This window comes from Acinetobacter sp. S4397-1, assembly GCF_024129285.1.
Lineage (GTDB): Bacteria > Pseudomonadota > Gammaproteobacteria > Pseudomonadales > Moraxellaceae > Acinetobacter > Acinetobacter lwoffii_C.
The window spans coordinates 1-20,613 of record NZ_JAMXXZ010000023.1 but is presented as its reverse complement, the minus strand read 5'-3'; the positions used below and the strand labels follow the sequence as shown (position 1 = coordinate 20,613).

The following is a 20,613-nucleotide window of genomic DNA, read 5'->3' as shown; positions in this document are numbered from 1 at the left end:
TTCAGAGGATGGAATTAAGTGAATATCCGCTTAGACACCAGATACTCACTTACCACGGGTGTCCATTTAGAGTCCTCTCAAGTCTTTCCGGTTTTTAGTATCTTCATCAGCTTATTTCTATATTCAAACTCTTAGTATTTAAAAATCGATATCTACTGAGATCTGATCCTGATAATGACCCGCAGGAACACCATTATAAGGATTATCCACCAGTTGAACCGAGACTATATACTTCTGTCTTTGTGTAGGGTTCTGTTTTAATCTCACTCCCCACAAACCACTATTGGCACCACTTAAATTTAATTTAGTTCTTAATTTATAAGGACCATTAGATACATAACTCATGCCGTCCGGACTGATTAAATTCTGACTATTAAATAAAATAGAATAACTGGTATCACATGAAATATTAAAGGAGGTAGCAGCCTGGCTACGCTGATAGCTGGCTAGACGTAATTCTGAATTACTAAAACCATCTATTGAACAATATTTTGCTGCTTCTGTAATTGCACTAACCGATAGGGCGATTATTAATAAAAAGAGTTTTTTCATTTTCTTCTACTCCTACTCACATATAGCTTCTAAAACTTGTTGGTTTGAATTTTGGAACTGATTTTCATTAAGAGTAAATTGGGCCTGGCACTGTTTTCCTCCTTGAGTTTTGACTTTAAGGTTATAGGATCCAGCTTTAAACAAATAGAGATAGACAATACCCTGACTATCCACAAAAGAAGGTTCGCCACTTAAACCATCGACCAAGACTTCAGAACCGATAATTAAATTATTTTGTTGAATATCTTTGATTTTTACCGCAATACGCTTGGTTTTATGAACAGGGAAATTAAACTTATAACCGCGCTGGTCCAATGCAATGAGCTTTTTTGAAGAGTATTCAAAAGTTTCATCCATAGCCAACTGATTCTGGTCAAAAGAAATATCGTAATGAATATAAGGAATAATATCATGGATAAAGATATAACCTTTATCATTGGTATGGCCAGCGAGTGTTGCTGAACGATAAATATCAAGATTTGGATGCTGATCGACATTGACCAAGGCAAAAGCATTATATGCATATTTAGTTAATGCAACTTTATTACCCAACCAGACCAAAGCTCCTTCAAATAAGGCTTGTGAATTACGTCGATCTTCAAATTCATCATGTGATAACTGTAAATTACCGATACTCGTTTTCCATAAGCCATATGCATTATAATTTACTTCATCATCGCTACGATTAACGCCTAAAACATAATCAAAACCATTTTGAGTCATCGTCCTATGGCTATAACTTAAACTCGTTTCATTATTTTCAGCATCATGATCAAGATAGATTTGTCCTTTGTCTCCCCAATCATAATTAAATGCAATATTAAAACCCTGATCACCACCTTCACCAAAATCTTTAAAGAAACCGAAGTCTGAATACAGATTTTTTGTTAATCTTTTTGTTGCTCTAATATCAATAATTTGACGGTCATTATCAAAACCTTGATCATTATAGTAAGACTGATAAATGTAGTTAAAGCCCACCCCATCAACAATTTTTAAATTAAAAAAATTAAAATTTAAGGCACTTGAAGTTTTAATACTAGAATCATACAGATCATTGCTCAAATATTTATATTCTTCAGTAAAGTATCGGCTATTCAGGCTATAAGACCAATTTTTAAAACTTCGACTTAATACTAATGAGGCAGCATACCCTTGTTCCTCCTCTTCCTTCGCTTCACTCACTGAAAATGCAGTATCCAAGACAAAATACTTACTCACTCCTTGTGTCCATAAAAAGTCAAAGTTAATTGTTTCTTCACTATATAGAAGATCTCCCCCTAATGTGGTAGAGGAAGTAATACCTCGTCGAAAAAATACTTTTGTAAAAAAGTCACGATAATCATCATCGACATAATCATAATTATATCTTAGCTTCCCTAAGGAAATATTATATTCATTTAGTTTTGGTTTTAATAAGCGACTATTGATATAAATTGGGAAACTTTGAACAGTGCGGTTACCTAGAATATCTTCTACCACCACTTGAGCATCACCAGCCTGATTAAAAATTGCACCTGCAGGTAGGTTATAATTTCCAGGTGTAATAGAATCCCGATAAAGCCTTATCCCATTAATATATAAATCAATGGTTGAAGGTAAGCTTGCGCTGCCATTTAAAGTAGGAGTGTTCCAGTATACGAAGTCTGGCCGATCTGTATAATTGGTTCCAAAACTTAGTCCTCCAAACCGGAATGAATTATTAAGCGCATTGTAACGACTAGTTGTATCACCCAAAGTTAGGCTTAAAAACTTTTCTGGAAATTCAATATCTAAGGTACTATTTACCCGTAAAAACTGCTGTTCAAATTCTTCGGGATCTTTACGGTACAAAAAAGCATTTTTGAATAACCAGTAATCTTTAAATATACCAACTTCTGAAAACGTATTAAATTCCTGATCCTCTTCATCTCTATTATAAAATAAACTGTAGTTTACGAAGCCTCCAAAATTTGCTTTTTCAGGTGCTGCTACTTCCAAGTCATAAGCAGTTTCCTGGAAATAATTAGAAGGAAAATTAATTTTTATTGCTTGTAAGCTATGGTCCTCTTCAAATGTAACATCTGGCTGATTTAATAGACAAAAATATTTTTTAGTTAAATGGTGTTGAAATCCCTCAATTCGAATTCCAATTTTATTTAAAGCTTCACACTCTATAAATCTTTTTCCACCTTCTATAAAGGTGGTTGTTTCAGTATTATAATCCAGCCCATTCACCCATATATTTACAATAAAAATTTCCACATTTTCTTTCTGATCTACCTGTTGATTATCTATTGCATTTGTATTTGTTACACCCATACCACACACTATCATTATGAGAATTTTAGTAGCCTTCATAGTATTATCCTTTTACTATTTTTATTCTCTTTAGACCAGCTTTATCCTTTTACAGGAAACTCTAAGTATCCATATTCCTCAACCTTTACTTTTAATTTTAATTCGCTATTGTTATTCTTAAAGTCACCCAAGTTATACCTAATCTTATTTCCACTTAAAATATATAAAGTCAAATCTTTTTTAAAAACTTCTTTATTCTTATTATCCAATACAACTACCTCAGTAATTTTTGCATGAGATTTTGCTGTATTATCAATATTCAAGTATGCTGAGTTATTTGTTTTTTCTAACTTTATATCAAGTTGAGGCGGCAGTTGCTCTCCAGCAAATAATGGTAATGAAAAATTAAACAAAAAGTTAATATTTGATTTATTTTCAATAGGAGTGACTTCCTTAAAAACAACTCTCCATGATTCTTGTTTTTTTAAATGTAAGGGAGGCTGGCTAAAGCCAATTCTCACAAGCTGCTTGCTTTCAGGCTTTAATTCAAATGTTTTTGGATTAAATAATAAAGTATTATCTTCTACTAAAATATCCTCTCCCTGTTCATCTTGTGTCCATTTAAATGCATTGATTTCAAAAATTTTTGAACTTGCAACCCCACTACTTTCCACACTAATAGTCGTACTTTTCTGTTTCTTAAAATCCTGAATATAAAGTTGTATAGGAGTAAATCTTATTCCCGCAAACAAAGAAGTACTTACTAAGAATAATAAAAAAAATCCTATAATTTTTTTATTCATATTTAACTCCAATTCCATGCAATATAATTTTTATTAAAATAGGAGATGCTTTCCACATCTCCTATTCATTACTTTATATAAGAAATTTTTTTCTTATTATTAGAATTTTACCGCTACAATATAGTTACCGGTATAATTTCCTGCATCTGCATTATCAATAGCGTTACTTGTTACAAGAGCTTTAACATTAAAGCGAACATCTGCATTACCAGTACTTGGTAAAGTAGAACCAGTGTAATCAGAACCTGCTCCATCTTGACGTGTAGTAACCGCAACTGGTACTGAACCTGCGCTACCCGCTAAAGTTGCTGGCGCACTAATGAGTAGGCTATAGCCTGCATTGGTACGTACATCGAAATGTCCATTTGCTAAATAATCACCACCTGGTGTGCCTGCCAATGTCATTGTGGACGTTCCAATATCTAGATCACAATGGCGATCTACTTTCAAATCGATTTTAATTTTTCCGTCACATTTATCTCCACATCCATGTTTACCCGGTTTGTGTGGTTTAGTTGGTTTAGGACCTGGTCTTGCTTCAAGCTCATTTGCATATGCGGCTGTTGAACCAAAACCAACGCTTAATACTAATGCTGCCAGTGCTGCCTGAGTCGTTTTTTTCATGTCTTTCTCCATTCTTTTAAAAAGAATATTTTTGTTTATTTGGTCTCACGGTGAGTAAAAGACTCTTATTCTTATGAGCAAAACTACTTACCGTTTTTTTATCTTATTATCATTCGTTTGAAAACATACAAAAATAATATTATTCACAATAATATATTTATTTCGCAGAGATATTTATAAAAATACTATTAGGAGACATAAAATTATAGAGATAGCTAACTAATACTACAGGTGTTACAAATTATTTTTAATAATTGCTTAAAATTTAATATAATCTATATTTTAATATAATTAACACAAGTAACTGAAATACAATAAATTATCAACAAAAGCAAATTATTACTAAAAGTTTCCAAAATTACACTTCTTAACAAATTGCAGGGAAAAATCATATTTATCTCTCACTTTTTCTTATATTTTTCACACTACATCACACTTTATCTAGAATTTATTTGTTTTTATCGCGTAATCTATCTTTTAATTTCTAAGCTATTTAAAATTTCTTATTCTTGAGCTTTTAAAATCAATCCCTTTATTTAACTATATTGTGAATATTATCTTATTATTTTAAATAATCTGTTAAGGCTCTAATTAAATCGATATTCACATGATAATTTATTTAATCTACTCCTATGTTAAATAAACACCAGATAACTTAAATCTCCTGTCCATCAATATTTATTATTTAACTCTAGATCCTAAGCCTTTTACTTTTACAGTTTTATTTACTCCCGCTTTAACTAGTACCCTAAAAAATAATTTAGAAAAAACTTCCTTTTTTCATTTCTTATAACTGAAAACTTAAAATAATAAATAAAAAAACCCGCTCAATTCGAGCAGGTTTTTTTATTCAATCAGAAGATAAAAATTAATTCTTTTCTTTATCAACGATTTTGTTTGCTTGAATCCATGGCATCATTGCACGTAACTTGTTACCTGTCACTTCAATACCATGTGCAGCATTTTGACGACGGCGTGCAGTCATAGACGGATAGTTCAATGCACCTTCCTGGATGAACATCTTCGCATACTCACCCGACTGAATACGTTTAAGCGCATTACGCATTGCTTCACGAGACTGTTCGTTGATCACTTCAGTACCCGTTACATATTCACCGTACTCAGCGTTGTTAGAAACCGAGTAGTTCATATCTGCGATACCGCCTTCGAACATCAAGTCAACAATCAGCTTAAGTTCATGTAGACATTCGAAGTATGCCATTTCTGGTGCATAACCCGCTTCAACCAGAGTTTCAAAACCCATTTTAACCAGTTCAACAGCACCACCACACAGAACCGCTTGCTCACCGAACAAGTCAGTTTCAGTTTCTTCACGGAATGAAGTTTCGATAATACCTGTACGACCACCACCTACGCCTGAAGCATAAGAAAGTGCTACGTTACGCGCATTACCCGAAGCATCTTGGTGAATGGCGATAAGGTCAGGAACACCTGAACCACGTTGGTATTCAGAACGTACAGTGTGACCTGGTGCCTTAGGCGCAACCATGATTACGTCTAAATCAGCACGTGGAACCACTTGGTTATAAAGCACAGAGAAACCGTGAGCGAATGCTAAAGTAGCACCTTGCTTAATGTTTGGCTCAATGACGTCACGGTAAAGTTGTGATTGGAACTCATCCGGAGTCAAGATCATCACTACGTCAGCTTGTGCTACAGCAGCAGGAACTTCAGCAACTTTAAGACCAGCATTTTCAGCTTTTTTCCAAGAAGTAGAACCTGCACGCAGACCTACAGTTACATCAACGCCAGAATCTTTCAGGTTAAGCGCGTGCGCATGGCCTTGTGAACCATAACCAATGATCGCTACTTTTTTGCTTTGGATGATAGATAAATCACAATCTTTATCGTAAAAAATTTGCATTGCTGTCTCCACTTGAATGCTTATGCTTCCTTTGACCTCAGCCAATGATCTTATTCGTATTCATTGACTGAGATTCTCATTTCACAATGAGTAGAATATGTTAAAAATTAGATAGTTAGAACTTTTTCGCCACGCGCAATGCCAGATACACCTGAACGAACCACTTCCAGAATAGTATTTTCTGCCAAGGCATCAATAAACGCATCAACTTTTTCAGTCGTACCCGCCACTTGAATGGTATAGGTCGTTGGTGTGACATCGACCACCTGACCACGGAAAATATCAGCTGTACGCTTGATTTCGTCACGCGATGAACCCAGTGCTTTGACTTTAATCAGCATGAGTTCACGTTCGATGTGTGCACCTTCAGACAGGTCTACAACTTTAACCACCTCAACCAGCTTGTTCAGCTGCTTGGTAATTTGTTCAATCTTGTGGTCATCACCATACGTAGTGAGCGTTAGACGTGAAAGTGTTGGATCTTCAGTCGGTGCCACATTCAGGGTTTCAATGTTATAGCCGCGCTGAGAAAACAGGCCAACCAAACGTGAAAGTGCGCCCGCTTCGTTCTCTACGAGTACAGAGATAATATGTCTCATGACGTGCGCTCCCCTTTTGATAACCACATATCTTGCATCGACTGACCCGCAACCAACATCGGATAGACGTGTTCACTACGGTCAACCATTACGTTAATAAATACGCATTTGTCGTTAATTGCCATGGCTTCAGCAAGCTTCGATTCAAGCTCATCTGCATGATCAATTTGAATCCCGACATGGCCATAAGCTTCCATTAACTTGGCAAAGTCAGGCAAAGACTCTACATAGGAGCTGGAATGACGACCTTCATAGTTCATATCCTGCCACTGCTTCACCATACCCAAGGCACGGTTGTTCAGACATAGAATCTTCACGTTCAGCCCATACTGCTTACAGGTTGAAAGCTCCTGGATACACATCTGAATAGACGCTTCACCCGTAATACACACCACTTGCTGATCCGGGAATGCAAGCTTTGCAGCCATCGCATAAGGAAGACCAACACCCATGGTACCCAAGCCGCCTGAATTGATCCATTGACGTGGACGCTTGTAGCGGTAGTGCAATGCACCAAACATCTGGTGCTGACCAACGTCAGAGGTAATGATCGCTTCACCGTTGGTGATCTTGTCTAAAGCACGTACCACTTGTTGCGGTTTCATCGAACCATCAGTCGGTACATCAAACTTCAGGCAGTTGACCTGGCGCCACTCATCAATCTGTTTCCACCATGCCGCAATTGCGTCAGGATTTGGCTTGGAAACATTCATCTGTTTCAACTGGTTCAACATTTCTGTCAATACCGGCTCTACCGCACCCACGATTGGAATATGGGCCATGATAGTTTTTGAAATAGTCGCCGGGTCAATATCAATATGAATGACTTTGGCATTTGGACAGAACTTCGCCGGGTTGTTGGTCACACGGTCATCGAAACGCGCACCCACACACAGAATCACGTCTGCATTATGCATGGTCATGTTCGCTTCATAAGTTCCGTGCATACCGAGCATGCCGACAAACTGTGGATCATCGCCAGGGAAAGCCCCTAAGCCCATTAGCGTATTCGTTACCGGGAAGCCCAGCAAATGTGCAAGTTCAGTCAATTGCGCCGAAGCATTACCCTGAACCACGCCTCCACCCGAGTAAATAATCGGGCGTTTAGCATGAAGCAGCTCGTCAATCGCTTTACGGATTTGTCCGGTATGACCACGATAAGGCGGCTGATACGAACGCATCTTCACTTTTTCAGGATACTCGTAAGCAAATTTCTCCGCGGGATTGGTCGCATCTTTTGGAATATCTACAACCACTGGACCTGGACGGCCACTCGATGCGATATAAAATGCTTTTTTGATAATCGCAGGAATTTCGCTTGCATGGCGTACCTGAAAGCTGTGCTTCACGATTGGACGGGAAATACCCACCATATCGGTTTCCTGGAAAGCATCTTCACCGATGAGATGGCTTGCAACCTGACCAGACAAAATCACCATTGGGATTGAGTCCATATAGGCCGTTGCAATTGGTGTGACGGTATTGGTTGCGCCTGGGCCTGAAGTGACCAGCACTACACCTGTTTTACCCGTTACGCGCGAGTAAGCATCGGCCATGTGGCCGGCAGCCTGTTCATGACGTACGAGATAATGATTGACTTTTTCCTGTTGAAAGAGCGCATCGTAAATATGCAGTACTGCGCCGCCTGGGTATCCAAAAACATGTTCAACGCCTTCATCCGCTAATGCGCGAACAAGCATTTCACCACCAGATAAAAGTTCCAACGTGATTCACCCTAATATTATTCACTGCACAAATGGGAGGCATTTGCAGTGTTTCATTTGTTAACTGTCTGCACTGTTATAGCACACAAATTTCATAGTTTTCATAGCAATAGGAAAAAAATCTGATCTTCTTGCTGTTCGAGCAATACAAGATCTAAAACATGTTGGGGTAAACATATTTTGTTGGCTTTGTTCAATTTCTCGGCTAGAAAAATTGCCCATTGCATGACATGACACTTATTCGAAGGGTGATCGATTTAAGGCATATAAAACTATTGCAGCATTCTTGTGTTTTCAGACTCTAAAGTCAAGTTTTAAACACACTCTCTCTCACTACTTTTTGACCTGATTTGCTGATTTTACGTACAATTTAGTCTTGGATTTTTTGTACAGTTCTTACCGATCTAGAAAATATTTATCATTTTCATATTGTTATCTCTTTAATTTTATAAATTTTTAATATGCATTACATAAGAAAAAAGAATGAATTTTTATCTAATTGAATATCATTTTTTATAGATAAACTTTATCTCCTGACTTTTTTCGGTCTTAAAACTTTCTTTTTATTTTTTAATATTACACAATAAATCCAATGACAGCTCCCCCCTTTCTAGAGCAGAAACCATTCAAATAACTCTATTTTTTAAGGATATATAACAAATGAAAAGCACTTTCCTGAAATTAGGTAGTTGTGCTGGTATATTACTTTTTAGTATGACTAGCCATGTTTCTGCAGCGGAATACTATAAATGGGTAGACGCCAAAGGCACCACCCACTACACCAAAACGCCGCCACCGAAGTCTTCTAAAAAAGTTAAAACGGTCACCACTTATGGCTGGACCAATTCAGCAACCACGCCTTCAGGAACTGGTCAAAATGCAGTTCAGCCTGAAAATGGGCATCCGGCGCATGGTCGCCCAAATCCGGCTGGGAATGAAAATGACCAACAACAACGCGAAGCCAATGAAGCCTTGGAGCATGGTCAATCCGAACGCCCATCAGTCTAAGACTCTCTGAAATACCGATTTAGATTTTTCCTGCAGAAACCCGTGCGCAAAATTCACTTTTAGGTGCATTTTGCGCTATGCTGTGCGTTAAATTTTTTAACCATTCTCTTGTATTACGTATATGACTACTCACATTGACCCTGAATATCAAGCCAGTGCGATTGAGCCTCAAGTCCAGCAGGATTGGGAATCTCGCAAAGCCTTTAAAGTTGCCGACACTGTAGAAGGTCCGCGTCGTTATATCCTCTCGATGTTCCCTTACCCGAGTGGCAAGCTGCATATGGGTCATGTGCGTAACTATACGATTGGCGACGTGATCAGCCGTTTTCACCGTTTAAAAGGTGAAACTGTCCTGCAACCAATGGGTTGGGATGCTTTTGGTCTACCTGCTGAAAACGCAGCCATTGCTCATCAGGTGGCTCCGGCAAAATGGACTTTTGAAAATATTGCCTACATGCGTGACCAGTTGAAAAAACTCGGTCTAGCTGTAGATTGGGATCGCGAATTTGCGACCTGTACCCCAGAATACTATCGCTGGGAACAATGGTTATTTGTTCAGCTGTATAAAAAAGGTCTGATCTACCGCAAACTTTCCACTGTGAATTGGGATCCGGTAGACCAGACAGTACTGGCAAATGAGCAGGTGGAAAATGGTCGTGGCTGGCGTTCAGGTGCATTGGTCGAAAAACGTGATATTCCAATGTACTACTTCCGCATTACCGATTATGCCCAAGAACTATTAGATGATTTAGATACATTAAAAGACGGCTGGCCACAACAAGTACTGACCATGCAGCGCAACTGGATTGGTCGCTCACAAGGGATGGATATCACCTTCCCTTCAGCAAATCCTGAGGTTTATGCTGATGGCTTAACGGTATTTACCACCCGTGCCGATACCCTAATGGGCGTGACTTATGTGGCAGTTGCCGCAGAACATCCGATGGCATTAAAAGCAGCTGAAAACAATCCTGAACTTGCTGCATTTATTGAAGAATGCCGTATGGGCTCAGTGGCTGAAGCCGATCTGGCCGTGGCTGAGAAAAAAGGGATGGCAACCGGTCTTTCAGTCAAACATCCGGTGACTGGTGAAGATATTCCAGTCTGGATTGCCAACTATGTATTGATGTCATACGGTTCAGGTGCGGTGATGGCCGTACCTGCACACGATGAACGTGACTTTGAATTTGCCAACAAATATGGCTTGACCATCAAACAGGTCATTGATGCCAAAGGTGCAGAAGACACAGACTTTGATGCGACTGAGTGGCAAGAGTGGTACGGCTCTAAAGCAGGCAAACTGGTCAATTCAGGCGAGTTTGATGGTCTGGATTTCCAGGGTGCATACGATGCATTCCTTGCTAAATTAGAACCAACAGGCCTGGCAAGTTCTAAAGTTCAATTCCGTTTACGTGATTGGGGCGTGTCTCGTCAACGTTACTGGGGTTGTCCAATTCCAATGATTAACTGTGACACATGCGGTCAGGTACCAGTACCTGAAGAACAGCTTCCAGTTGTGCTTCCAACCGATGTGGTTCCAGACGGTTCAGGTAACCCGCTGAACAAAATGCCTGAGTTCTATGAAACCACTTGTCCATGTTGTGGTAGCGACGCACGTCGTGAAACCGATACTCTGGACACCTTTGTAGAATCATCTTGGTACTATGCGCGTTACGCATCTCCTGATTTTACCGATGGTCTGGTCAAACCTGAAGCCAGCCAAACCTGGTTACCAGTGAACCAATATATTGGTGGTGTTGAACATGCGATTCTGCACTTGTTATATGCACGCTTCTTCCACAAACTGATGCGTGATGAAGGTGTGGTACAAGGTAACGAACCATTCACCAACTTGCTTACCCAGGGTATGGTCCTTGCGGATACATACTATCGTGAGGCTGAGTCAGGTAAAAAAACCTGGTTCAATCCAGCCGACATCGATCTTGAACGTGATGAAAAAGGCCGCATCATTTCTGCAAAATATCAGGGCGATGGTCAAGATGTCATTGTCGGTGGTCAGGAAAAAATGTCGAAATCGAAAAACAACGGTATCGACCCGCAAGCGATTATTGACCAGTACGGTGCAGATACCGCACGTGTATTCATGATGTTTGCTGCGCCACCGGATCAATCTCTGGAATGGTCAGATGCCGGTGTTGAAGGCGCTAACCGCTTCCTGAAACGTGTATGGCGTTTGGCTGCAGGCTTCCTGGAAAAAAGCAATTCTGCGTCTGTTATCGATACAGCAAAACTTTCAACCGCGGCACAAGACCTGCGTCGTAAAACGCACGAAACCATCCAAAAAGTGGGTGATGACATTGAACGCCGTCATGCCTTTAACACGGCCATTGCTGCCATGATGGAATTGTTAAACGCGAATAATAAGTTTGAAGCCAAAGATGACAATGACGTGGCGGTTGCACGTGAATCCATTACTACCCTTCTTACCTTATTGGCTCCGTTTGCACCGCATTTAAGCCAAACTTTATTGGCTAAGTTTGGGATTGAATTGAATTCAACCCTATTCCCGCAAGTAGATGAGTCTGCTTTAACCCGTAATACCCAAACCATTGTGGTTCAAGTCAACGGCAAACTGCGTGGCAAACTTGAAATAGCGGTGGATGCTTCTAAAGATGAGGTTCTGGCACAAGCCAAAGCCTTGCCGGAAGTACAGCAATTCTTGACAGGGCCAACCAAGAAAGAAATTGTGGTACCAAATAAACTGGTGAACCTGGTGGTTTAAAAATCTACCGCTCCCTGGCCCTTTCCTAAAAGGAAGGGGCCAATCCCTTCTTTTTCTGGGAGAAGGTTAGGATGAAGGCACAAAAGGATTTCACAATTCCCAAACAAAGCCCGTTGCCAGCCAACGGGCTTTGACTTTACAATCCATTTCAGGATTTCAAATATTTTCCGCAGGGAAGAATAGAGGACAAAATATGCATTTGGGCAAACGTTTAGCAGCAATTGTTTTAACTTGTGGTCTAAGTGCAGGCTTGGCGGGCTGTGGCTTTCATTTAAAAGGAACTACTCCGAGTTCCGCGCCACTGGCTTACTCCACCATGAGCCTCTCCTTACCTGCCCATACTGAAGAACTTCAGGAAAAACTTGCAGTCTATCTGGGTGCCGCTGGTATACAGCTAAACAATGCTCCTAATGCTTATATATTGCATATATTGGACTATACGCCACGCCGCTTGGAGTTAAATGGCAAGCTGGTAGAGACCTTGTTACGTTTGAATGTGACTTTCCGTATTGAAGATGCGCAAGGCAAGCCGATTACCGAAGCACGTACGGTGGTGGCAACCCGTACTTATCAATATAATATTGAAACCGTAAACACCGATGACCAGGAACAAAAATTCTTAAATCAGGTCCTTATTGATGATATTGCCCAGCAGATTGTGCGCCAGATTTCTTCAAATCGGTTACCGCTGGTTAAAGATCGTCCTTCAACTCCGGCTACCCCATAAGATTAAGCGATGAAAATTGACTATCTCCAGGCCCTCAAACGTATTGATGATGCTCGCGGAGCCTGGATATTGCATGGTCAGGAGCCCCTACTGGAACAGAACCTGCTTGATGCCTTTCGTGCCAGCTGGCAAAAACAGGACATTGAGCGTCAGCGTTATGATATCAGTTCAGTAGCTGACTGGAAAAATGTCTTTAATGCCTTAAATAGTCTGTCTCTTTTTTCCACGCAACTTGCTGTGGAAGTGCATGGTAATATCAAGCCTGATGCGAGTGCTCTTAAATTACTGAAAAGCTATTTGCAGCATAATGAGCACAACCTGCTGTTGATGGTTATGCCCAAGCAGGACAGTAACAGCCTGAAATCCAGTTTCTTTCAACTGATTGATGCCAATGGGGTGAATGTTTCACTTTCGGCCAATTATCCCAAAGATCGTCAACAAATTTTGGGAGTAGAAGCGCAAAAGCTGGGCATTCAACTGGCAAATGATGCATGGCAATGGCTGGAGCAGCACCACGAGCATAACCTGCTGGCTGCAAAAAACAGCCTGATGCGGGTCAGTGACACTTTTCCTGAAGTTGATCTGATTCAGATTGATCATCTATATGCCTGCCTGCAAGACCAGTCACGCTATAGTACTTATGATTTAAGTGATGCCTTGCTAAAAGGAGACTTGGCTCAATCGGTAAAAATTTTTCAATATTTAACAGCCTCGGGTGAACCGATGAGCCTGATCTTGTGGAGTATCAGCAAGGAAATGCGTTTATTGATGCAACTGTTTGAACAACCACAAAATGCTTTGCAACTCGGCATCTGGAAAACCAAGGTAAGTCTATATCAGCAGGCCTTACGTCGCCTCAGTCCACAGGCTTTTTTGGCCTGGCCGCAACTCTTGATCAGCATTGATGCTGCCATTAAAGGGATGTCCAGAGAAAATCCTGAACATCTCATCTTACAGGCCATTGCTGCAATGTGTGGTAAAGACTTATTTTTATCACCCAGCGCTTAACTAAAAAAACGTGCAAACCAGCCTTTGCCCTTTCTCTCTTCCTGTTTACGTAGATAGCTCAACATATTGTCGCGCACTGCATCGACATAGTCCTGATCATCATGTTGAATATGGTTAATCAACCATTTAGACAAGAGGCGATACAAATCTTTTTCAATTGACTCACCCTTCTCAAACTTCAGACGATAATCATTTAATCTTTTAACGAATAATTCATGTATTCCGCGATGAGACGGCAAATATTGATAACTGACTTGTTCAAGTAAATTTTCTTCAAAGCTAAAATGCGACTGGGTATAGTCAATTAAGTCATCCAACACCTCTTTGATTTTATCGCGCTCCCCCGTGCTTTTTACCTGTTCCAAAGTATTAATATAATCTAAAATTTGACGGTGCTGATTATCAATCACCTCAATTCCAATATTATAGTTTTCATTCCATTCCATTTGTGAACCCCATCGATTTCCTTAGTAAAGTCGTATTATTTTTTACACAAAAACGTCCATATCATCTTTACACAATAAAGACATATTTTTTTTATGGAATTAGATATTACAAGCTTTATTTAGTTAAATCTATATGTAAAACATAGATATTTTAGTTTTTAATACTTAGTCTTTAGTCTAAAATATTGACTAACAATTAAGCAGACCAGAGACAAGGTAGACTTATCTTTATAACAAAGATCACTTTAAAAATCTCAGTTATTTTTTTATACATAAGCTTAACTTAGCACGATTTCAGTTTTTTTAGTCAGGGCACAGCTTCCCCCAGCCTAAGCCTCATTTTATAAAATAAGCCTGAAACCAAGCTGGTCAACCACCTCATGTTTAGACCAGCAAGACTCAAGTAAGTTCTTCCAATGATGAAGGGGGCTGATCAATAAATTCTATAAAAAATTTAAGTTTTTATTTATTGTTGTACCCAGCAGTAATAGAAAATAATTCTCATTATAAATTAAAAAGTTCACGATTTATCCTAGTTTCTCTTTTATAATCGGCCCTTATCTTCTGACCAGAATCTGTGTTTATCATGCCAAAAATAAAACCAACAAAACTGATCATGGCAGCAGTGATTGCCATTGTACTTATTACCGCTGGATGGTACTTCCTGAAACCCAAAGAACAGCCGCCACAATTTATTACTGCGGAAGTAAGTATCGGCGATATTGAAAACTCGGTACTGGCAACCGGGGTGCTTGAAGCCACCAAGATGGTCAGTGTGGGTGCTCAGGTATCCGGTCAGGTTAAAAAAATGTATGTACAACTGGGTGATCAGGTCAAACAGGGGCAGCTGATTGCACAGATTGATTCAGTGCGTCAGGAGAATGATTTAAAAACGGCTGAAGCAAGCATTAAAAACCAGATGGCACAGCTTGCTGTAAAACAGGCCAATCTGGCCAAGGTTGAGGCTGAATATCGCCGTCAGGACATCATGTATGCACAGGATGCGACCTCACGTGCAGAGTATGAAGCGGCTCTGGCCAGTTATAAAATCGCACAGGCAGATATTAAGGCCATCAATGCCCAGATTGAACAGTCGCGTTTGACTCTGGCCACCGCCAAAGAAGATTTGGGCTATACCCAGATTGTCGCGCCGATGGATGGCACTATTGTGGCGATTGTGACTGAGGAAGGTCAAACGGTAAACGCCAACCAGAGCGCACCGACCATTGTTAAACTCGCACAACTCGACACCATGACCATTAAAGCCGAAATTTCTGAAGCTGATGTCATGAAAGTCCAGGAAGGTCAAAGGGTGTATTTCACCACTTTGGGAAATAGTGACAAGAAAATTTATGCGCAATTGCGTCAGGTCGAGCCTGCTCCCAATTCAATTAATACCGAATCCAATAACAGCACAGGCTCTTCTTCAAGTACGGCGGTCTATTATAATGCCTTGTTTGACGTTCCCAATGAAGACGGCAAACTGCGTATTGATATGACGGCGCAAGTGTATATTGTGCTGGATGAAGCACAAAATGTCTTGACCATTCCGGCTGCTGCGATTCAAAGCTCGAACCGTCCCCAGCGCCAGAAGCGTGGTGAAGGCAGTCGTAACACCGAAGGTCTAGCTGCACCTACCGAAGCCCAAGACAAATCACGTGATGCAACAGGTGAACGCCCGGCCCGTTTGCAGCTCTCTGATGCTGAGCTTGCCCTGATTGAACAAGGCAAGGCACAGCGTGCCATGGTGCGTGTTTTACAGGCAGATGGTACAGCGAAACTTACCCCTGTGCTGATTGGCCTGAATAACCGAGTCACGGCCCAAGTTCTGAAAGGTTTGAAACGTGGCGATCAGGTGGTCATTGCCGACGGTTCTGACACCTCCAATGACAGTGCAAAACGTGGCAGCCGTGGCCCAATGAGAATGTAAGCATGAATCAACAACAGCAACCTCTGCTTGAGGTCAAGAATCTGGTTCGTGAATTTCCTGCGGGTGAAAGCACGGTCCAGATTCTCAAAGGGGTCAATCTGGAGATTTATCCGGGTGAACTGGTGGCGATTGTGGGCCAGTCCGGTTCCGGCAAATCGACGCTGATGAATATTCTCGGCTGTCTGGATCAACCGACTTCGGGCAGCTATAAAGTTAAGGGCCGGGAAACTCGCAAGCTCGAAGCGGATGAACTGGCCCAGCTGCGCCGTGAATATTTTGGTTTTATTTTCCAGCGTTATCATCTGCTGGGGGATTTAAATGCCGCAGGCAATGTCGAAGTGCCGGCCATTTATGCCGGTGCAGATTCCAGTAAGCGTCATGAACGTGCAGTGAAATTGCTGACAGATCTGGGGCTGGGTGAAAAAACCCAGAACCGCCCTAGTCAGCTTTCCGGTGGTCAGCAGCAGCGGGTTTCAATTGCCCGGGCTTTGATGAACGGCGGTGATGTCATTCTTGCCGATGAGCCTACCGGTGCACTCGACAAGAATAGCGGTATTGAAGTCATGCGTATTCTGCGTGAACTGAATGCCAAAGGTCATACCATTATTCTGGTCACGCATGACCATAATGTGGCCAAAAATGCAACGCGTATTATCGAGATTTCAGACGGCAATATCATTTCGGATCAGCCGAATGTGCCTGAAATTGATGATGGCTTTGAAAAACAACGTCTGGTCTATAATGAACAAAAGAAAATTTCCAGCTGGCGCTCGGCCGTAGACCGTCTTGGCGAAGCCTTCCGCATGGCCTTGCTGGCAATGAATGCACACCGCATGCGAACTTTCCTGACCATGCTGGGAATTATTATCGGAATTGCCTCGGTTGTCTCGGTCGTCGCGCTCGGAAACGGTTCGCAGAAACAGATTCTGGAAAATATCAGCAGCCTGGGAACCAATACTATTACCGTGTTTCAGGGGCGAGGCTTTGGAGACAATTCCAGATCTTCCCAAGTCAAAACCTTGATTCCGGCGGATGCAGACGCTTTGGCAGAGCAGCCCTATGTGGATGGCGTCAGCCCCTCCGTCAACAGCAATGTGACCGCACGTTATAAAGAAACTGAAGCTTCGATCACTGTGAATGGTGTGGGCGAAGACTTCTTCTATGTACGCGGGATGAGCTTTAAATCTGGCCAGCCTTTTGATCATGAAAGTGTAGTCGAGCAGGCCCAGGACGTGGTAATTGATACCAATACTCAAAATACCTTCTTTAAAGATGGAAGCAACCCGATTGGCCAGGTGCTGCTCTTGGGAAGCGTACCCAGCCGGATCATTGGCGTAATTGATGCGCAAAAAGGCATGATGGGCAATAATGACACACTAAATGTCTACCTGCCTTACTCCACCGTCATGAGCCGTATGCTCGGTCAGTCCAATGTGCGTCAGATTATTGTACGGATTAAGGATGAATATCCGAGCGCAGCTGCTGAAAATGCCATCCTGAGCCTGCTGGTTCAACGTCATGGTGCGCAGGATGTATTTACCCAAAATGCGGACAGTATCCGTGAAACCATCCAGCAAACCACGCAGACCATGACCTTGCTAATCTCAGCAATTGCCGTAATTTCACTGGTAGTAGGTGGAATTGGGGTCATGAACATCATGCTGGTTTCAGTCACCGAACGGACTCAGGAAATTGGGGTGCGTATGGCCGTCGGAGCACGTCAAAGTGATATTTTGCAGCAATTCCTGATTGAAGCCGTCTTGGTCTGTATTCTGGGCGGGATTTTGGGGGTACTTTTATCGCTGGGAATCGGTCAACTGATTACCCATTTTGCCGGAGATACTTTCCAGATGGCTTATTCGACCACCTCGATTGTCGCCGCCTTTGTCTGCTCCAGCCTGATTGGTATTGTGTTCGGCTTTATTCCGGCACGTAATGCGGCCCGTCTTAATCCGGTCGATGCACTTTCTCGAGAATAAGGAATCTGATATGCACCTGACTCTTACCAAACTGGCCAGTGCCCTGATTCTAGGAAGTTCACTGGTCGGCTGTGCCGCAGTAGTAAAAACACCGTATAAGCAACCTGCCGTTGAATTGCCGAACGGCTTTCAAAACAGTAAGGCCTTAAGCCAGCACATCCATGCCGACGTTCTGGCAGATCAATGGTGGACTTTATTTAAAGATCCGCAATTGAACGATCTGGTCAATGCAGTGCTGGCAGCCAATAGCGATTTGGCAGTGGCTGGCATCAACTTACAGCAGGCCCGCATTCAGGCCAGACAGACCCAAAGCCAGCAAGGTCTCCGGATTGGAGATGCACGAATCTCGACCGGACATCAATTTAGTCTGGAGGGGGATGGTGATCGCTCAACCGGTATTTCACTAGGCTACCCGGGCCTGAGCTATGAACTGGACCTATTTGGCAAACTGGCCAACCAGACCGAAGCCGCACGCTGGGAAGCCTTGGCATCTGAAGAGGACTTGCAGGCCACAGCGCAAAGTCTGATTGGAACCACGGCACAACTGTACTGGCAACTGGCCTATCTGAATGAACGGCATGCTGTGGTACAACAAAATCTGGCCACTGCACAGCGTACTTCAGATCTGGTCAAAGTCCAGTATCGTGCCGGTGCCGTATCGGGTCTGGAACTGACACAGGCAGAACAGGCCATTCAAAGCCAGCAAGCCACTTTAAGCCAGATTGAACAGCAACGCGTGGAAACCCGTACCAGTCTGGCCGTGCTGCTTAATATGCCGGTACAGCAGCTCAGCCTGCAAGAACCGAGCCGCCTGCCAAATATACAGTTACCTGATATTGAAGCAGGACTGCCAGCCAGCCTGTTATCCCGTCGTCCTGATCTGCGAGCCACCGAGCTGCGTTTACGCAAAGCGCTGGCCAACAAAGATGCCAACCGGGCCAGCTATTATCCATCGATCAGCTTGACCGGCAGTCTAAGTACAGGAGTGGGCGTAGGGAGTAGCAGCTCACTCTCCAGCGCCCTGAAAAATCCGGTTGCCACTTTGGGTGCCGGTCTGACCCTGCCGTTTCTGCAATGGAATGACATGAAACGTGATTTACAGGTCAATGAGCTGGAATATGAAAAAGCGATTCTGCAATACCGTCAAACCCTGTATGAGGCTTTTGCCGATGTGGAAAATGCCCTGTCCAATCGTACTGAGCTGACCAAACAGGTCGCGTTACAACAACGCAATGTCGAACTGGCAGAACGTACAGAACGTCTGACGGAAGTGCGTTATCGAAATGGAGCAGTGGCCTTAAAGAATCTGCTAGATGCACAAGAAACCACACGCAACGCGCGCCTGTCTTTGGTACAGACCCGACAAAGCCAATACAATGCTTATGTAACCTTGATGCAAGCTTTAGGTGGCAGCCCGATCAGACAAATACCTTAAAGCATTTTTCCTATAAAAAAACCGCTGTTCAGACAGCGGTTTTTTTGCGTTGCTTAGCCGACATGCAGATAGGCATTAAGATGCTTGAGCAGCTCACTTGAGGGCTGATGTCCCAACAGGCTGGCTTTTTCCAGCCATTCGCGTGCCGTGGCAATATCACGCTCCACACCAATTCCTTTGGTATATAAACGTCCCAGATGACCATAAGCATCTGCATTTACCTGCGCCGCGGCCTGACGATAATAAGCCATAGCCTGATCCAAATCCGGGGTGACGCCTACTCCCTGCTCCATCGCCTCTCCCAGCGCATTCAACGCCAAGGCATTGTGCTGGCTGGCAGCCTGCTGAAGATACTTCAGTCCTGTGGCCAGATCTTGCTCCACCATCTTGCCTTTTAGATACATCAAGCCCAATTCTGCCTGAGCTTGTACATGACCCAGCTGAGCGGCCTGATGGAGATAACGTTTGGCCAATTCGTCATGGAGCTCAAAGACCGGATGAAGCCCCGAATAAGCCTGATACAGAAACCAGGCGGCTTCCGCAGAACCTTGGGCAACCGCCTGATTCAGATATTGCACGGCCTTTTCTCGTGTCGGAAGCGGATATTCCGGCTGGCTATAAAAACGTCCGACCATATAAACCAAACTCGCTTCTGATTCAGCCTTGAGCTGCTCCTGCTGGGCAACTGCTTGAATCATCCGGGTGGCTCTGGCGGTATCTTTGGCAACACCGACTCCGTTTAAATAGCAGAGTGCCTGCCCCATCTGGTTAAAATTATCGGTGGTGTATCAGAAAGTATGCTGAGGAGATGAAAGAAGGGTGACAGCCGAAGCAAGATGATATATTTGAGGTTATGAAGACACAAATAGA

At 42.4% G+C, this 20,613-nt stretch carries 15 protein-coding genes and 1 pseudogene; 7 read left to right on the top strand and 9 right to left on the bottom strand.

Features of this window, described 5'->3' with window-relative positions:
* Nucleotides 1–138: 138 nt before the first annotated feature.
* The 7 genes from NI467_RS10950 to NI467_RS10920 all read right to left on the bottom strand — a co-directional run bounded on the left by NI467_RS10950 (nucleotide 139) and on the right by NI467_RS10920 (nucleotide 8,467).
* Nucleotides 139–552, bottom strand: a complete 414-nt coding sequence (locus NI467_RS10950) for a hypothetical protein (RefSeq protein WP_253152948.1) — start codon at nucleotides 550–552, stop codon at nucleotides 139–141.
* A gap of 12 nt (nucleotides 553–564) precedes the next feature.
* Entirely contained in the window at nucleotides 565–2,892 is a 2,328-nt protein-coding gene (locus tag NI467_RS10945; protein ID WP_253152946.1) for a fimbria/pilus outer membrane usher protein, read from the bottom strand.
* A gap of 41 nt (nucleotides 2,893–2,933) precedes the next feature.
* Entirely contained in the window at nucleotides 2,934–3,635 is a 702-nt protein-coding gene (locus NI467_RS10940; protein ID WP_151204101.1) for a molecular chaperone, read from the bottom strand.
* 99 nt (nucleotides 3,636–3,734) lie between these two features.
* Entirely contained in the window at nucleotides 3,735–4,259 is a 525-nt protein-coding gene (locus tag NI467_RS10935; RefSeq protein ID WP_253152944.1) for a DUF4402 domain-containing protein, read from the bottom strand.
* Between the two features lie 868 nt (nucleotides 4,260–5,127).
* Complete coding sequence (gene ilvC, locus NI467_RS10930; RefSeq protein ID WP_151204099.1) at nucleotides 5,128–6,144, bottom strand: ketol-acid reductoisomerase; 1,017 nt, start codon at nucleotides 6,142–6,144, stop codon at nucleotides 5,128–5,130.
* 107 nt (nucleotides 6,145–6,251) lie between these two features.
* Nucleotides 6,252–6,743 (bottom strand): acetolactate synthase small subunit, encoded by a 492-nt coding sequence (ilvN, locus tag NI467_RS10925; protein WP_151204098.1) that lies wholly within the window; start codon nucleotides 6,741–6,743, stop codon nucleotides 6,252–6,254.
* Entirely contained in the window at nucleotides 6,740–8,467 is a 1,728-nt protein-coding gene (locus tag NI467_RS10920) for an acetolactate synthase 3 large subunit (protein ID WP_253152943.1), read from the bottom strand. The genes ilvN and NI467_RS10920 overlap by 4 nt, the downstream gene beginning before the upstream one ends.
* A gap of 660 nt (nucleotides 8,468–9,127) precedes the next feature.
* On the opposite strand from NI467_RS10920, the gene NI467_RS10915 reads away from it, so the two are divergent.
* The 4 genes from NI467_RS10915 (at nucleotide 9,128) to holA (ending at nucleotide 13,953) form a co-directional block, all read left to right on the top strand.
* Nucleotides 9,128–9,475 carry a DUF4124 domain-containing protein gene (locus NI467_RS10915; protein ID WP_253152941.1) on the top strand — a complete coding sequence of 116 codons (348 nt, stop codon included), beginning with the start codon at nucleotides 9,128–9,130 and terminating at the stop codon, nucleotides 9,473–9,475.
* Between the two features lie 121 nt (nucleotides 9,476–9,596).
* Entirely contained in the window at nucleotides 9,597–12,218 is a 2,622-nt protein-coding gene (gene leuS / locus NI467_RS10910) for a leucine--tRNA ligase (RefSeq protein ID WP_253152939.1), read from the top strand.
* Between the two features lie 193 nt (nucleotides 12,219–12,411).
* Nucleotides 12,412–12,945, top strand: a complete 534-nt coding sequence (gene lptE / locus NI467_RS10905; protein WP_253152937.1) for an LPS assembly lipoprotein LptE — start codon at nucleotides 12,412–12,414, stop codon at nucleotides 12,943–12,945.
* A 9-nt stretch (nucleotides 12,946–12,954) separates the two neighbouring features.
* Complete coding sequence (gene holA, locus NI467_RS10900) at nucleotides 12,955–13,953, top strand: DNA polymerase III subunit delta (protein ID WP_253152936.1); 999 nt, start codon at nucleotides 12,955–12,957, stop codon at nucleotides 13,951–13,953.
* Here holA and NI467_RS10895 read toward each other — a convergent pair.
* On the bottom strand, nucleotides 13,950–14,399 hold the full coding sequence (locus NI467_RS10895) for a bacteriohemerythrin (protein WP_253152934.1): 450 nt from the start codon (nucleotides 14,397–14,399) through the stop codon (nucleotides 13,950–13,952). The genes holA and NI467_RS10895 overlap by 4 nt on opposite strands.
* 586 nt (nucleotides 14,400–14,985) lie before the next feature.
* Between NI467_RS10895 and NI467_RS10890 the strand changes: the two genes are divergently transcribed.
* From NI467_RS10890 to NI467_RS10880, 3 genes are read left to right on the top strand one after another with little or no spacing between them, the layout of a single operon-like run.
* Nucleotides 14,986–16,329: an efflux RND transporter periplasmic adaptor subunit gene (locus tag NI467_RS10890; RefSeq protein ID WP_253152932.1), complete on the top strand. Its 1,344-nt coding sequence runs from the start codon at nucleotides 14,986–14,988 to the stop codon at nucleotides 16,327–16,329.
* Between the two features lie 2 nt (nucleotides 16,330–16,331).
* Complete coding sequence (locus NI467_RS10885; protein ID WP_253152930.1) at nucleotides 16,332–18,308, top strand: MacB family efflux pump subunit; 1,977 nt, start codon at nucleotides 16,332–16,334, stop codon at nucleotides 18,306–18,308.
* A 10-nt stretch (nucleotides 18,309–18,318) separates the two neighbouring features.
* A complete protein-coding gene (locus NI467_RS10880) occupies nucleotides 18,319–19,743 on the top strand; it encodes an efflux transporter outer membrane subunit (RefSeq protein WP_253152928.1) in 1,425 nt (474 codons plus the stop codon).
* Nucleotides 19,744–19,796: 53 nt separating this feature from the next.
* On the opposite strand, the pseudogene NI467_RS10875 reads toward NI467_RS10880, so the two are convergent.
* Nucleotides 19,797–20,516: pseudogene (locus tag NI467_RS10875) on the bottom strand (tetratricopeptide repeat protein); the annotation flags it as partial.
* Nucleotides 20,517–20,613: the final 97 nt, after the last annotated feature.